The sequence below is a fragment of the Dissulfurirhabdus thermomarina genome (assembly GCF_012979235.1).
Classification (GTDB): domain Bacteria; phylum Desulfobacterota; class Dissulfuribacteria; order Dissulfuribacterales; family Dissulfurirhabdaceae; genus Dissulfurirhabdus; species Dissulfurirhabdus thermomarina.
The window spans coordinates 1-14,878 of record NZ_JAATWC010000006.1 but is presented as its reverse complement, the minus strand read 5'-3'; the positions used below and the strand labels follow the sequence as shown (position 1 = coordinate 14,878).

The following is a 14,878-nucleotide window of genomic DNA, read 5'->3' as shown; positions in this document are numbered from 1 at the left end:
CGCGGCCCCGTCCCTTCACGCCGCTTCCCGGGCCAGGAGCCCCGCGAATTCGTCGGCGGGAACCGGCGGGCTGAAGTAGTAGCCCTGGACGGCGTCGCATCCCTGGCGGCGCAGGAAGTCGAGTTGCGCCGCGTCTTCCACCCCCTCGGCCACCACCTTGAGGTGCAGCTGGTGGGCCATGGCGATGATGGCCGCCGTGATGGCGGCGTCGTCGGCATCGGCCGGGATGTCCTGCACGAAGGACCGGTCGATCTTGAGGGACGTGACCGGGAAGTGTTTGAGGTAGCCCAGGGAGGAATATCCTGTCCCGAAGTCGTCGATGGCCACGTCGATGCCGGCTTCCCGGAATTCCCGGAGGAGCGCCACGGCGGCCTCACCCCGCTCCATGAGGATGGACTCGGTGATCTCGATCTCCAGCCAGCGGCTCTCCAGGCCGGCCGCCTCCAGGGCCCCGAGGACGGTCTTTCGGAGGTCCCGTTCCCGGAACTGGCGCGACGAGAGGTTCACCGCCACCCGGATCGGCGGGAGCCCCGCGTCGATCCAGGCCTTGGCCTGCCGGGCCGCCTCCGCCAGCACCCACGCCCCCAGCGGGACGATGAGGCCCGTCTCCTCGGCCAGCGGGATGAACTCCGCGGGCGAGACCAGGCCCATGTCCGGGTGCCGCCACCGGACCAGGGCCTCGCCCCCCACGATGCGCTCGGTCTCCAGCTCCACCTGAGGCTGGTAGTAGAGCAGGAATTCCCCCCGTTCCAGGGCCCGGCGAAGGCTGTTTTCCAGGGAGAGCCGCCGGAAGGCGTCGGCGGTCATGGACGTGGTGTAGTACTGGTAGGTGTTCTTGCCCTGGTCCTTGGCGGCGTACATGGCCGTGTCGGCGTTCTTGAGGAGCGTGGCGGCGTCCTGGCCGTCGAAGGGGAAGACCGAGATCCCGATGCTGGCGGTGAGGTAGACCTCGTGTCCCTCCACCTGGAAGGGGGGCGCCAGGGCCTCCTGGATCCGCCGGGCCACGATGGCCGCCGACTGGGGTGAGGCGAGGTCCACCAGGAGGATGGTGAACTCGTCCCCGGCGAGGCGGGCCGCCGAGGGTTCCGGGTCTTCCTCGGCTTCGGGCCGGGCGATCCGGTCGGTGGTGCGGACGCAGGCGTTCAGGCGGCGGCCCGCCTCGGCCAGCAGGCGGTCGCCGATTTCGGGCCCCAGGGAGTCGTTGATCCGCTTGAAGTTGTCGATGTCCACGAAGAGGACGGCCAAGAGGGCTTCCTTCCGCTTCGCCTGGGCCACGGAGGTCTCGAGGATCTCCATGAAGAGGGCGCGGTTGGCGAGCCCCGTGAGGTTGTCGTGGTAGGCGAGGTGGCGTATCTTTCGCTCGGCCGCCTTCCGGTCCGAGATGTCCTGGACGGTCCCCATGACCCCGGGCGGAAGGCCGTCGCCGCCGCCCGTGGGTTCCACGGTGTTCAAGACGTGGAAGGAGCGGCCGTCCGGGCCCTTCAGCCGGTGCTCGACGGCCTGGGGGGTTCCGTCCCGCGCCACCGCGGCCAGGATGCCCGCCACCCGCTCCCGGTCTTCCGGGGCCACGGCCTCCAGGAAGGCGGCGTAGGGGAGGACGGCGTCGCCCGGGGGCAGTCCCAGCATCCGGGCCAGGTTCTCGGAGCAGGTGACAACGCCGTTTTCGGGGATCCATGTCCAGTCTCCCATCCGGGCCATGCGCTGGGCCTTGCGCAGGCGGCGCTGGCTGGCGGTGAGCTCGGAGAAGGTCTTCCGGAGGCGGGCCTGCATGGACGTGAAGGCCTTGGCGAGTTCCCCCACCTCGTCGTCGCCCGTGACGGCCACCGACCGGTCGAACCGCCCCTCGGCGGCCTCCCGGGTGGCGTCCATGAGGGCCTGGAGGGGGGCGGCGAGGCGCCGGCCGAGGTGCAGCAGCACGAGGCCCCCGAGCACCAGGAGCGCCAGGGTGACCCCGGCCGTGGACAGGAGGATGTTCCGGACCTGGCGGTGGAGGCCTTCCCGGCTCACTCCCACCTGGACGAAGCCCAGGCGGGTCTCTCCGGGGCCTTGGACCGGGGCCGCGATGTCGAGGTAGCGGGTCCCGGTCCCGGGCGCGGCCAGTTGCCGGTGGACCGGGCCCCCAGGCCCCGAACGGGAAATCTCCCCGGGCAGCGGGGGCGGCAGCGGCGCCCCCGACCGGGAGGCACGGCCCAGGGTCTTTCCCCTCGCGTCGAGGAGCGCCACGTAGAGGAGGTCGTCGTTCACGGCCAGCCGCGCGGCGATGCGCGCCACCACGGCGTCCGGGGGAGTCTCCCGGAGACCGGCGGCCTCGCGGGCCGCCGCCCGGGCGGTCTCAAGGCCCATGGCCAGCAGCCGCTGGCCGCCCGTCCGTTTCACCTCGTGGACCACGTAGGTGCCCACGGCAAGGGTGTTGGCGATGACCAGGACGAGGGCCGGGAGGGTCATCCGGGCCGCCAGACCCAAACGCCGGCGCCGGCGGTTCATCCAGCCGCCTCCTCTCCGGGCCGCCGGAGGCGGGCGAGGGCCTCGGCCACCCGGCCGGCCTCCGCCTCGATCTCGCCCAGCCGCCGGCGGGCGTCCCCCAGGGAACCTTGCCGGCCGGTTTCTTCCAGCTCCTTGCACAGCGCGGCCAGGCGGGTGGCCCCCAGGTTCGCGCTGCTCGACTTCAAGGTGTGGGCGGCCCGGGTCATGGCCGGGGGGTCTCCGGCCTCCACGGCCGCCCGGAGGTCCTCGAGGAGCTTGGGGGTGTTGTCCAGGTAGATGTCGATGACCTTGGTGAGCACGTCCGGCTCCCCCTCGCGCTGGAGGGAACGGATGTTCTCCAGGGCCGTTTGGTCGAGTACCACGTCTTCTTCCTCCCTCGTCTCTTCCTGCTCGGCGGGGGCGGGGCGGGGCCCGGCGTCGGCCGCCGTCCCCGGGGCGAGCCAGCGTTCCAGGATCTCGCGGAGCTGGTCCATGCCGAAGGGCTTGCTCAGGTAGTCGTCCATGCCGGCGGCCAGGCACCGCTCCCGGTCGCCGTCCAGGGCGTGGGCCGTGAGGGCGATCACCGGGATGCGGGGCGGTCGGTCCGGCCCGCCCGCCCGGGCGGCCTCGACCCGTTCCCTCTCCCGGAGGACCCGGGCGGCCTCGTAGCCGTCGAGCTCCGGCATCTGGCAGTCCATGAAGATGAGGTCGTAGCGCCGTTCCCGGACCGCCTTCAGGGCCTCGAGCCCGTTGGTGGCCACGTCCACCGTGCAGCCCAGCTTCTCCAGGATCAGGCGGGCCACCTCCTGGTTTATGGGGTTGTCCTCCGCCAGGAGCACCCGGGCCTGGAACTGGGTGCGGGGGCCCGCCGCCGGGGGCGGTTCCCGGTCCGGCTCGTCGGGCGCCGGCTCCTGTCCGGCCTGGGCCGGCTCCTGGAGCCGGAGCGTGAACCAGAAGGTGGACCCCTTGCCGTACTGGCTTTCCACCCCGATCTCTCCGCCCATCATCTCCACCAGTTGCTTGGCGATGGCGAGGCCGAGGCCCGTGCCCCCGTGCTCTCGGGTGGCGGAATCGTCCGCCTGGGTGAAGGGGTGGAAGAGGTTCTTGCGCGCGTGGGGCGGGATGCCGATCCCCGTGTCGGTGACGGCGACGTACAGGTGCACGGTGTTCGCCCCGCCGCCTGGCGACTGGATGGTCTTGACCTCGATGTCCACGGCGCCGCGGTCGGTGAACTTCACGGCGTTGCCCACGAGGTTGACCAGGACCTGGCGGAGCCGGCCCGCGTCGCCCACGAGGCGGTCGGGGACGTCGGGGGCCACGGAGGCCCTGAGGACCAGTCCCTTCTCCTTGGCCCGCTCGGAGAAGAGGCGGACCACCCGGTCCAGGTGGGCGCGGAGCTCGAAGGGGCGGTGCTCCAGTTCCAGCCGCCCCGCCTCGATCTTGGAGAAGTCGAGGATGTCGTTGATGACCCGGAGGAGGCTCTCCGCGGATTCCTTGACGGTTCGGGCGAAGTCCGCCTGTTCCGGTGTCAGGCGGGTGTCCAGGAGGAGTTCCGTCATGCCGAGCACCCCGTTCATGGGGGTCCGGATCTCGTGGCTCATGTTGGCGAGGAACCGCGACTTGGCCCGGCTCGCCTCCTCGGCGGCCTCCTTGGCCTCCCGCAGCTCCATGATCACCTGCTCCAGCTCCTGGTTGGCCATGGTGAGCTCGGCGGTGCGGACGGCCACCTGCTTCTCCAGCTCTTCCCGGTGGCGCTGGAGTTCCCGGTCCCTGCGCTCGAGTTCCATGAGCATGTCGTTGAAGCCCTCCACCAGGGTGCCCAGCTCGTCGCCGCCGGCCTTTTCCATTCGGATGGAGAAGTCGCCGCTTTCCTGGACCGCCTTCATGGTGTGCAGGAGCCCGAGAATGGGGCGGGAGATCACCTCCTGGAGCCGGGCCGAGAGGAGATAGGCCAGGAAGGCGGAGGCGAGGAGGATGGCGAGGGCCACGCCGCCGAACCACCAGAGACCCGAGGTGAGCCGGCCGAGGTCCGACTGGATCCAGACGGTTCCCACCCGTTCCCCGTCGAGGGTCACGGGGAGCGCGAGTTCCATCCGGCCCTCCCGCACCAGGTAGGGGCGCAGGTCGCCCTCCGCGTTGGACGGCGTCATGCGCCGGGGCAGGATGTCCGGTGTCTCCCCGGAGCGGAGGTAGGTGGCGAACGGGGCACCGTCGGCGTCGTAGAGGGCGGCCGCGGTGACGTGGGGATCGGCGGAGAAGGCGGCCAGGTTTTCGCGGGCGGTCTTGGGGTCGTCGAAGACCAGGGCGGGGGCGCTGTTCAGGGCGGTCAACCGGGCCAGGCCCGACAGGTTCTCGGCCAGCTCCCGCTCGAAGGTGAACCACCGGGTGGCGGTGAAGGCCGCGGCGGCCACCAGGAGGACGAGGCAGCTCGTGCCCACCATGAGGAGGGTGAGCTTTTTTTTCAGGGACAGGTCCCGGAAGGCGACCATGGGGTGATGCTCCTTTGTCCTTGACGACGTCGCCGGCGGCCATCGGAAAGGAGGGCCCGGCCAAGATCACCGGATGCAAGGCGCAAGGCCGCCGCGGCCCGGGGCGGCATGGGATGCGCCTCGGTGACGCGGGCATCCGATGCACCGTGGCGGTCGGCGCATGCGTGCGACGTCATCACTCTTCCTTCTCAGATTCTTCGGCATAACGACGGGCGATCTCCAGCAATCTGGCGCTCACGGCGAGACCCTGGCGGCGGGCCGCCGCCGCGTCGATCTCGAACCGGAGATGCCGGTTCACCTTTCGGAGGCCGATGACGCCGCCCCGGCGGGCGAAGCCGGGAATGTCGCTCACCGTAAGGACCCCCCGGCCCTCGAGGGCCGCGAGTACCGCATCCAGGCGGTCCTCCTGGGAGCGGGGGACGAAGACCACGTGGCACGCGGCGGCCTCGGCGGGCGTCAACCCCGTCCGGACGGTGATCCGGCGGTCCCCGATGGGCTTCCCGTCGAGTTCCCCGAGGGCCTCGCCCACCGGGTCGGCCCCCACGACGCACAGGCGGATGGTCCCGCCGGCCTCCGGCCGGTGCGTTTCCGGCCACCGGACGAACCGGGCGAAGTTGTAGAGGAAGGCGGCCTTCGCCCGGGGCTCCTCCAGGACCGGGGGCGCGGCGGTCGCCACCGTGCACCCGAGCGCCAGGAGCAGTGCCAGGGCGAGGCACGTCCGGGTCCGGTCCGGGGGCATCGGTGGCGGTGCGTTCATGGCGCCGTCCTCTCTAGAAGTGCCACTCGACCCGGCCGTAGACGGATCTTTCCACCTCGGTGGGGACCGTGTCCAGGATGTCCGGGGCGAACTCGGGGTGGTGCGGATCCAGGAGGTTCCGCCCGGTGACGGAGACCTCCAGACCCTGCCGCGGCCGCCAGGCCAGCCTGAGGTCCAGCTCGAGGTAGGCGGCGATTCCCTGCGAGGGGAGTTCGTCCACGTAGCGAAGCCAGGTATCCAGTGAGACCCTCCCGGGCAGGTCCATGGAGGAGCGGAGCGAGGCCTGGTGCCGGGGGGAGTCGCCCTCGGCGGTCTCCGTGACCGTGTCCAGGCTGCCGTGCCGGGGTTCGAGGTCCAGTTCGAGGTAGGTGTAGGTGCCGGTGAGACGCCACCACGGGGCGGCCTCCCACGTGGCCGAGATTTCCGCGCCCCAGGCCCGGCCCTTGAAACGGTTCTCGGCCGTGATGGGCGCCAGGAGGTGGGCGGGGAGGGGGGTGGCCTCGGCGCGGGCGGGGAGGGGCTCGAAGCTCCGGAGATTGTGGTACCGGTTCAGGAAGACGGCGGCGTCGAGGGCCAGCATCGGCGCGGGGGCGTACCGGGCGCCGGCCTCCCAGGCGGTGAGCCTTTCCGAGTCGTAGTCCGGGTTTCCCACCAGGGCCACCAGGGCGGGCGGGGTGCCGGGGCCGAGGGCGCCGGCCGGGAGCCAGGCGCTGTCGTAGCGGACCGTCCGCTCGGCCCGGCTCGGGGTCCGGGCGGCCCGGGAGACCGCGGCCCAGAGGGCGGCCCGGGGCTCCGGGCGCCAGAGGATCCGCGCGTTGGGTTGGAACTCGAAGTCGGTCACGTCGTTGCGTTCCACCTTGGCGCCGAGGACCAGGAAGAGCCGATCCGGCAGGAGGGTGATCCGGTCCTGGATGAAGCCGCTCAGGAGGTTGTCGTCCTCGGCGTCGGGGTCGAAAGACACCACGGCGGAATCGTCCAGGCGGTCCCGGGTGTAGCGGTAGCCCAGGCCCCAGACCACGTCGTGGCGGGCGCCCGCGAAGGAGCGGTGCTGGAAGTCGATGTCCAGGGTGTGGCGGCGTTCCCCGGTGAGGAGGTCGTGGCGCTCGATGCGGTCGAAGTAGGCCTGGAGGACGGTCCCGGGGCCGTCCTCGCGGCCCGTCCGCCAGCGGCAGAGGATGTTCCCGCCGCTCAGGCTTACCTGGTCGTCCTGGAGCCGGATGAAGGCCGGGGGCGGTACGGCCACCCGGTACGTCTGCCCGGCTTCCCCGCCGTAGACGTCCCCCTGGAGGGTGACCTCTCCCGCCCGGGCGGGGTGCCAGTCCAGGCGGCCGCCCAGCTGGAGGATCGTCCATCCGTCGAAGGCCGGGTCTCCTTGGCGGTTCACCCCCTCTCCGGTGTCCGAGTAGCGGGCCGACAGGCGCCATTCGGCGGTCGGGCCGAGGGCGCCTCCCTGCCGCATGTCCAGCCCGGAGGTCTCCGTTCCGGATCGCAGGGCGATGCGGGTGCCGGGGGTCTCCGAGGCCCGCCGGGTGATGATGTTGATGACGCCGTTGACGGCGTTGCCCCCCCAGAGGGCGGCGCCCGGGCCCCGGACGACCTCCACCCGGTCGATGTCGTCCAGGGGGATGTCCTGGACCTCCCAGTAGACCCCGGAGAAGAGGGGGGTATAGACGGTGCGGCCGTCCACGAGGACGAGGAGCTTGTTGGCGAATCGCCCGTTGAAGCCCCTGGCCGAGACGGCCCACTTGTTGGCGTCGATGCGGGCCACCTGGAGGCCGGGGACCGCCCGGAGGGCCTCGGGCAGGGTCTCGGCGCCGGAACGAAGGATGTCGTCCCGGGTGAGGACGAAGACGGCGGCGGGGGTGTCCGGGAGCGGCCGGGGGGACCGGGCCGCCGAGATCACCTCGGCGTGCAAGAGATCTTCCAGGCTGATGGCCGTGAGATCCCCGGCCGGGGCCGTTCCCCGGCCCGCGGAGGGCCACGCGCAGAGCGCGAGGCACGCGGCGGCGACCACCCCGAGCAGGGGGCGGGCGGCGCGCTCGTGGCGGGTGCCGGTGTGGTGCATGGCGGTGTCGCTTTCTTCCAGGTTCGGGCGGTGGCCGGGGCCGGGCCTCAAGCCCCGCTCCGGCAGAGGGCCTCCAGGGCCGCCAGCGAGGCTTCGTAGGCGGCCTCTATGTCGGGCCACATGGCGGCCACCGGTTCGACCTCGCCCTTGCGGCCCAGCATCTCCGCCTCCCGGCACAGCTCGGAGAAGCGGCGGGCGCCGAGGTTGAGGCTGCTGGACTTGAGGCTGTGGGCGGCCCGGAAGAGGGCCTTCGGGTCCCCGGCCTCCAGGGCGCCGCGCAACTGGGCGAGGAGTTCCTCGGAGCTTTCCCGGTAGATGGCCACCATCCGCGCCAGGATGTCCGGTTCCCCCGCCCGCTGGAGCGCGCGGAGATTGGCGATGGCCTCGGGGTCGATCTCGTCTCCCGGCGGGGGCGGCGCGTCTTCCGGAGCCCGAGCCCGGTCCGCCTCCGGCTCCGAGGGCTTGAGCCACCGGGAGAGGACCTTGGCGAGGTCCTGCCGGTTGAAGGGCTTGCTGAGGTAGTCGTTCATCCCCGCCTCGAGGCAGCGTTCCCGGTCGCCTTGCATGGCGTGGGCCGTGAGGGCGACCACCGGCGTCGGGGAGCGGTCGCCGTCACGCGCCTGCTCCTTCTCGCGTATGCGCCGGGTGGCCTCGTAGCCGTCGAGCTCCGGCATCTGGCAGTCCATGAAGACCAGGTCGAATTCGCCGCGTTCCCAGGCGGCCACGGCCTCTCGGCCGTCGCCGGCCACCTCCACGCGGCAGCCCAGGGCTTCCAGCATGCCCACGGCCACCGCCTGGTTGACGGGGTTGTCCTCGGCGACGAGCACCGTGGCGCGGAACCGGGGCTCTTCGGGCGCCGGTCCGGCCGTCTCCGGCCTGTCGTTGCTCCGGTGGTCCCCGGCCTCGGCCTCCTCCGGCAGGCCGGCGATCTCGGCGAGGCGGTCGAAGAGCCGGGACTGGCGGACGGGCTTTTCGAGGCACGTGGTGATGCCGAGCTCGGCCATGCGGTCGGCGTACTCGGACATGTCGATGGAGGTCATCATGAGGATGGCGACGTCGCGGATGGCGGGGTCCTCCCGGATGTGCCCGGCCACCTCGATCCCGTCCATCCCGGGCATCATCATGTCGAGGAGCACCACGTCGTAGGGGCGCCCGGCGGCCGCCTCGGCCCTGAGTCTTTCCAGGGCCTCCGGGCCGTTCTCGGCGGTGCCGTTTCCCAGGCCCCACGAGGTCACCTGGTGGTGGACGATGCTGCGATTCGTGTGGTTGTCGTCCACCACCAGGATGCGCAGGGATCGCAGCCGCCGGGCGTGGTTTTCCACGGCCGGCCGGTCCGCGGCGGGCTGGAGGCCGGCCTGGATGGTGAACCAGAAGGTGGAGCCCCGTCCCGGCTCGCTCTCCACCCCGATCTCGCCGCCCATGAGCTCGGCGAGCTGCTTGGAGATGGTCAGGCCGAGGCCGGTGCCTCCGTACTTTCGCGTGGTGGAGCCGTCGGCCTGGACGAAGGGCTCGAAGAGGTGGCGGCGGATGTCCGGCGGGATGCCGATCCCGGTGTCCTTCACCTCGAAGCGGAGGAGACATCCGGCCCGGCGCCCCTCCGGCCGTTCGCCCAACGTCTTCACGTGGATGGAGACACCGCCCTCGTGGGTGAACTTGAGGGCGTTGCCCACCAGGTTCATGAGGATCTGGCGGAGGCGGACGGGGTCGCCGCGGAGCCGGGTGGGGACGCCGGCGTCGATGACGTAGGCGAGTTCCAGGCCGTTACGGTAGGCCCGCTCCCCGAAGAGTTCCACGATGTCCTCCACCACCGCGGCGAGGTCGAAGTCCACCACCTCCAGTTCCAGGCGCCCCGCCTCGATCTTGGAGAAGTCGAGGATGTCGTTGATGATGTTGAGAAGCGTCTCGCCGGAGCGTTGGACCGCCTCCGCGAACTTCCGCTGTTTCGGGGAGAGCTCCGTGTCCAGGAGGAGCTCGGTCATGCCGAGGACCCCGTTCATGGGGGTGCGGATCTCGTGGCTCATTCGGGCCAGGAACTGGGACTTGGTCCGGTTGGCCTCCTCGGCCTGGCGCGCCGCCTCCACGGCCTTCTGCGTGGCCTCCTCCAGCTCGAGGGTCCTAAGCCGCACCTCTTCCTCGAGGCCCTGCTGGTAGCGCTGGACCTCCGCCCGGTACTCCCGGAGCCGCCGAAGCATGACCTGGAAGTCCGCGGCCAGCTCGCCGATCTCGTCGCCGCTCTCCACCCGGATCTCGGACTCCAGGTTCCCCTCGGCCACGTCCCGGGCGGCCCGGGCCAGTTCCTGGACGGGCCTGGCGATGCGCCGGGTCATGATCACGGTGAGCGCGACGGCGAGGAGCACCAGGGGGACGGTCACCCAGAGGGCCGAGACCAGGAAGCTGCGGATCTTCTCGGTCACGCGATCCAGCGAGAGACCGATCTGGAGGTAGCCGACGGTCTTCGGCGGTCCCAGCTCGTCGCCGAGGTCGATGAAGAGCTGGAGGGGGTTGTTGGCCGGGTCGTCGATGACCGGGGCCAGGATGTCGAGGTACCGTGACCCGTCGGCCTGGCTCACGTAGTTGGTCACCAGGAGGCCCTTGCGGCCCGGCTTCGCCTCGTAGCGGCGTGAGCTGGGGAACCGAATCCCGGGACGCTTCGAACGGCTGATGAGGATCTCGTGCCGGTCGTTGATGAGGGCCACGTAGGCCACGCTGGGGTCCGCGGTGAGGCTGTCGGCGATGTTCAGGAGGGCGTCGTGGTTGGCGCTGTAGAGGGCGTACTCGCTGGTCTCCGCCACCCGCTGGGCGATGATGCGCCCGTGGTTCATGAGCTCTTCGTAACTCCGGGCGGCCTCCTGGCGGATGAGGAAGGAGGTGATGCCCACGGAGGCGAGGAGCACCAGGCCGATGCTCAGGACGTTGAACTTGGTGACGAGGCCGATGCGCCGGCCTTTCCGGCCGGACCCGGTACCGGTGGGGGGGCGGTGCTCGGGGGGCTTTCTGTCCATGGCGGCGTCGGCGACCTGGAGGTCTCGCCCGGGCGGTTCGGCCCCGGGGCGGCTTCTCTTCCTTATCGGTCCAGGCGGCCGGAAGATTTAGCCCGGGGCCGCGGCCCCGGGGCTTGCCTGGAGCCGAAAATCCGGTAAGGTGGCCCTCTCGTGCGGGGGTCTCCTCCCCGCCGGCACATCGGTCCAAGGAGTCAGATCATGCTCAAGCTCGGCATCTACGTGGACGCCGAAAACATCCGGCTTTCCGGCGGGTACGGCATGCGCTACGATGTCCTCCGGCGCCGCCTGGGCGGCGGGGCCCACATCCTCCGCGCCAACTCCTACGTGGTGGAGGATCCCCAGCGCCTCGACGCCGAGTCCGAGTACCGTTCCAAGCTCTACTCCTATTTCGAGAGCCTCCGCCGCGCCGGGTTCAAGGTGATCAAGAAGCAGATCCGGCACTTCCGAGACGAGGAAGGGCTGGACTGCCGCAAGGCCAACGCCGATCTCGACCTCGCCGTGGACGCCTTGGTCCAGTCGGAGAACCTCGACTGGGTGGTGCTCTGCTCCGGCGACGGCGACTTCGTCCGCCTGGTGACGGCCCTCCAGAACAAGGGGATCCGCGTGGAGGTGCTCGGTTTCCGCAACGTCAGCCGGGAACTCAAGGAGACGGCGGACCGCTTCGTCAACGGCTTCCTGGTGCCGGGGCTTTTGCCCGTGGAGGACGGCGAGCGGATCCGGGGTTGGAGCGCCTGGTACGACGGTGACAAGGGCTACGGCTTCTTCCACTACTACGACCCGGCGGAGCCCGGGCTGGTGGAGAAGGACGTCTTCTTCCACGTCTCCCAGTTCCGGGAGCCGGTGGACGAGGCCGTTCTCGGCCGGGGGGACAACGTCTTCGAGTTCGAGCTCGCCCCCAGCGCCTCCCGGCCGGGCGAGGTACAGGCGGTGAACATCAGCGTCTTCCAGGAGCGGGTCCTCATCTGAGGGCGGGGGGTGGTCCGGCCATGTCCCAGCTCAACATCGACTGCGAGGGTCCCATCACCCAGAACGACAACGCCTTCGAGCTGTGCGAGGCGCTGATCCCCGGGGGCGGTGACTTTTTCGCCCGGGTCAGCCGCTACGACGACTACCTGGCCGACGTGGAACGGCGGCCGGGGTACAAGGCCGGCGACACCCTGAAGCTGGTCCTTCCCTTCCTCGCCGCCTTCGGCGCCACCCGGGCCGCCATGGAGGACTTCTCGCGCCGGACGCTGGCGCTCCTTCCCGGGGCGCGGGAGATGCTCGCCCGCCTGGCGGCGGAGCTGCCCACCTTCATCGTCAGCACGAGCTACCGGCCCTACCTCGACGCCCTGTGCGCCGCCACGGGCTTTCCGCCGGAGAACGTCTACTGCACCGAGGTGGACCCGGACGCGTGCCCGGTCCCGCCGGCGGAGAAGGGGCGCCTTTCGGCCCTGGCCGCCGAGATCGCCGCCATGCCGCTCCTTTCCTGGCCCGACGGCGCCGCCCGGCCGGAGGATCTCCCGCCGGGGATGGGGGCCGTCGTCCGGCGGCTCGACGAGATCTTCTGGGAGGAGATCCCGGCCATGGCGGCGGGCCGGATCCTCGAGGGAGTGAACCCGGTGGGCGGGCCCGAGAAGGCCCGGGCCGTGGCGGACAGCCTCCGGCGGACCGGGAACCCGGTCTCCGGCGTGACCTACGTGGGCGACAGCATCACCGACGTCGAGGCCCTGCGCCTGGTGGAGGAGGGCGGCGGCGCGGGGATCTCCTTCAACGGGAACGCCTACGCCGTGCGGGCCGCGGGTTGGGCCTGCACCTCCGGGCATGCCGGGATCGTGGCGGCCCTGGTGCGCCTTTCGGCCGCCGCCGGCCGGGAGGCCCTCGAGGCCCTTCCCTGGCCCGAGGGAGGGGCGCCCCTGGAGGGGGCCGCCTTGCTGGGGGCCCTGGAGGCGGCCGGGGTCCCGGCGGATCTTCTCGCGCCGCTCCGGGATCCCCCGGGCGGTCTGCCCCCCCGGCTCTGGCGCCTCGACGACGGGATCCGGCCACGGGTCATCCCCGAGAGCGAGCGGGTCCGCCGGGCGGTCCGGGGACTCGCCGTGGGCGCCCTGGGCTAGGGGCGGGCCGTGCTCTCGCAGCACCTCATCCTGAGCCTCCTCGAGATCCTGGCCGCGGCCTGGCTCCTGGGGGCGATCTTCCAGCGCTTCGGGCTCCCGGTGATGCTCGGGGAGCTGCTGGCCGGGGTGGTGCTCGGCCCGGCGCTCCTCGGGGCCGTCTCCGCCTCGGAGCCCCTCGAATTCCTGGCGGAGCTGGGCATCTTCTTCGCCATGTTCCACGCGGGCATGGAGATGGACCCCAAGCTGCTCCTCCGGCACTTCTGGCCCTCGCTCCTGGTGGCGGCGGGCGGTTTCCTCCTCCCCTTCGGCCTGGGCTACCTCGTCTCCCGGTGGTTCGGGGGCACCGTGTTCCAGTCGCTCTTCGTGGGGATGGGGCTGTCGGTGACGGCCATCGCCGTCCAGGCCGTCATCCTCCAGGACCTCGGGATCCACCGGACGCGGGTGGGCCACGTCATCATCGGGGCCGCCATCGCCGACGACGTCTTCTCCCTGGTGACCCTGTCGATCCTTATCGGCCTCGCCGAGGCGGGGACCTTCCAGTGGCAGGCCCTGGGCCTCGTGCTCCTCAAGGTGGCGGCCTTCTTCGGGTTCACCGCCCTGGCGGGGGAGCTCCTCGTCCCGCGGGTCGCCCGGCGGCTCACGGACCAGGGCGGCAAGGCCTTCACCTTCGCCATCGTCTCCGCCCTGGTCATGGCGGAGCTGGCGGAGCTGGCGGGCCTCCACCTCGTCATCGGGGCCTTTCTCGCCGGGCAGTTCGTCCGGAAGGAGATCATGGACGAGGGGATCGTGGCTCTCATCGGCGACCGCTTCTTCGCCATCAGCTACGGCTTCCTCACCCCGGTCTTCTTCGCCTCGCTGGCCTTTCACCTCCATTTCGAGGCCTCCTGGTCCTTCGCCCTCTTCACCGGCGCCATCCTCATCGCCGCCGTGGCGGGCAAGTTCCTCGGCAGCGGGGCCGGCGCCCTCGCCGCCGGCCTCGACCGGCACCAGGCCGCCGTGGTGGGCTTCGGGATGAACGGCCGGGGCGCCGTGGAGCTGGTGGTGGCCTCGGTGGTGCTGGAGGTGAGCCGGCGGCTCCTCGCCGAGGGCCGGATCGCCGAGCCGCTCCTCACCGCGCCCCAGTTCTCCGGTCTGGTCCTCATGGCCTTCGTCACCACCTTCCTTGCCCCGCTCACCTTGAAGTGGGCCGCCCGCCGGGGGCGTACCGGGGCCTGACCCCGATCGGGTCCGCCCGGGCCCGCCTCGGGGAAAAAAGCATTTCCCTGTTCTTGGGATGCTGGAATTTTAATTTGACAAATTTTAATATATTAATTAGTTTGACCATAATCGATTTTTATTAGAGCAATTCCAAACTAATTGGGGCCGTGACCGAGACCCTTCCACCATGGCCGCCGGCCGGCGGCACGAAGTCTTGACCTTGTCCGGCATGAGGCATACCGGGCCCGCCGGGGTCCGGGCAGGCAGCACGGCGGCCCCGGCCGCCGAGGATGACGGGGCCGTCCGGGTGGACGGCATCCCGCGGTGGTGCGCCCTTGGAGAAAGGAGGTGATGGAAGGAAGGCCCCCGCGGCTGACATCCAGGTTGGTCTTTCCGTGAGAACACTTGCCAAGAAGGAGAGAGAGTGATGCGAAGATTTCTTTCACTACTGGGAGTTTTGAGCCTCGCGGCCTGTTTCGCGGCCGTCCCCGTCCACGCCGGAAAGCCCGTGGACAACGACAAGGACGGCTACACCACCAAGGATGACTGCAACGACAACGATCCCCTCATCAACCCCGGCGCCACGGAGGTCTGCGACGGGGTGGACAACAACTGCGACGGCGTGATCGACGAGGGCTGCAGCCCGACCTCCGGCCGCGACGTCATCGTGATCGCCACCAACGACCTCGGCATGCACTGTGCCTGCCCCGGGGCCGAGACCTTCCTGCTGCTGCCGCCCTTCAACACCCTGAGGGCCCAGGTCTTCGAGCGGGGCGACCGGGATCCCGTGGTCCTCGCCGACCCGGCGGACA

General features: G+C 70.9%; 9 protein-coding genes. 4 read left to right on the top strand and 5 right to left on the bottom strand.

The window, feature by feature from the left end:
* Positions 1-15: 15 nt before the first annotated feature.
* From HCU62_RS07845 to HCU62_RS07825, 5 genes are all read right to left on the bottom strand, one after another.
* Positions 16-2,484, bottom strand: a complete 2,469-nt coding sequence (locus tag HCU62_RS07845; RefSeq protein WP_163298597.1) for a putative bifunctional diguanylate cyclase/phosphodiesterase — start codon at positions 2,482-2,484, stop codon at positions 16-18.
* The gene (locus HCU62_RS07840; RefSeq protein ID WP_163298596.1) at positions 2,481-4,952 is read right to left on the bottom strand and encodes a sensor histidine kinase, YfiR-like protein-associated; all 2,472 of its coding nucleotides are present in this window, start codon (positions 4,950-4,952) and stop codon (positions 2,481-2,483) included. The genes HCU62_RS07845 and HCU62_RS07840 overlap by 4 nt, the downstream gene beginning before the upstream one ends.
* Before the next feature lie 175 nt (positions 4,953-5,127).
* Positions 5,128-5,709, bottom strand: a complete 582-nt coding sequence (locus HCU62_RS07835) for a TOL_0243 family YfiR-like periplasmic protein (protein ID WP_163298595.1) — start codon at positions 5,707-5,709, stop codon at positions 5,128-5,130.
* Positions 5,710-5,722: 13 nt separating this feature from the next.
* On the bottom strand, positions 5,723-7,825 hold the full coding sequence (locus HCU62_RS07830; protein ID WP_169755547.1) for a TOL_0244 family TonB-dependent receptor: 2,103 nt from the start codon (positions 7,823-7,825) through the stop codon (positions 5,723-5,725).
* Positions 7,822-10,776 carry a response regulator gene (locus HCU62_RS07825; RefSeq protein ID WP_163297993.1) on the bottom strand — a complete coding sequence of 985 codons (2,955 nt, stop codon included), beginning with the start codon at positions 10,774-10,776 and terminating at the stop codon, positions 7,822-7,824. Before HCU62_RS07825 ends, HCU62_RS07830 begins: the two co-directional genes overlap by 4 nt.
* Before the next feature lie 198 nt (positions 10,777-10,974).
* Here HCU62_RS07825 and HCU62_RS07820 point away from each other — a divergent pair, with 198 nt between their 5' ends.
* The 4 genes from HCU62_RS07820 to HCU62_RS12645 all read left to right on the top strand — a co-directional run.
* A complete protein-coding gene (locus tag HCU62_RS07820) occupies positions 10,975-11,742 on the top strand; it encodes an NYN domain-containing protein (RefSeq protein WP_163297994.1) in 768 nt (255 codons plus the stop codon).
* A 20-nt stretch (positions 11,743-11,762) separates the two neighbouring features.
* The gene (locus HCU62_RS07815; RefSeq protein ID WP_163297995.1) at positions 11,763-12,869 is read left to right on the top strand and encodes a haloacid dehalogenase-like hydrolase; all 1,107 of its coding nucleotides are present in this window, start codon (positions 11,763-11,765) and stop codon (positions 12,867-12,869) included.
* 9 nt (positions 12,870-12,878) lie between these two features.
* Positions 12,879-14,084, top strand: coding sequence for a cation:proton antiporter (locus HCU62_RS07810; RefSeq protein WP_163297996.1), 1,206 nt, complete (start codon positions 12,879-12,881; stop codon positions 14,082-14,084).
* 409 nt (positions 14,085-14,493) lie between these two features.
* Positions 14,494-14,878: putative metal-binding motif-containing protein (locus HCU62_RS12645; RefSeq protein WP_281382987.1), on the top strand; the 385-nt coding region annotated here is incomplete at its 3' end.

What these genes read in the sequence shown, in the direction of transcription:
- HCU62_RS07845 (WP_163298597.1), bottom strand. Translation starts at nt 2,484, where the DNA reads ATGAACCGCCGGCGCCGGCGTTTGGGTCTGGCGGCCCGGATGACCCTC.
- HCU62_RS07840 (WP_163298596.1), bottom strand. Translation starts at nt 4,952, where the DNA reads ATGGTCGCCTTCCGGGACCTGTCCCTGAAAAAAAAGCTCACCCTCCTC.
- HCU62_RS07835 (WP_163298595.1), bottom strand. Translation starts at nt 5,709, where the DNA reads ATGAACGCACCGCCACCGATGCCCCCGGACCGGACCCGGACGTGCCTC.
- HCU62_RS07825 (WP_163297993.1), bottom strand. Translation starts at nt 10,776, where the DNA reads ATGGACAGAAAGCCCCCCGAGCACCGCCCCCCCACCGGTACCGGGTCC.
- HCU62_RS07820 (WP_163297994.1), top strand. Translation starts at nt 10,975, where the DNA reads ATGCTCAAGCTCGGCATCTACGTGGACGCCGAAAACATCCGGCTTTCC.
- HCU62_RS07815 (WP_163297995.1), top strand. Translation starts at nt 11,763, where the DNA reads ATGTCCCAGCTCAACATCGACTGCGAGGGTCCCATCACCCAGAACGAC.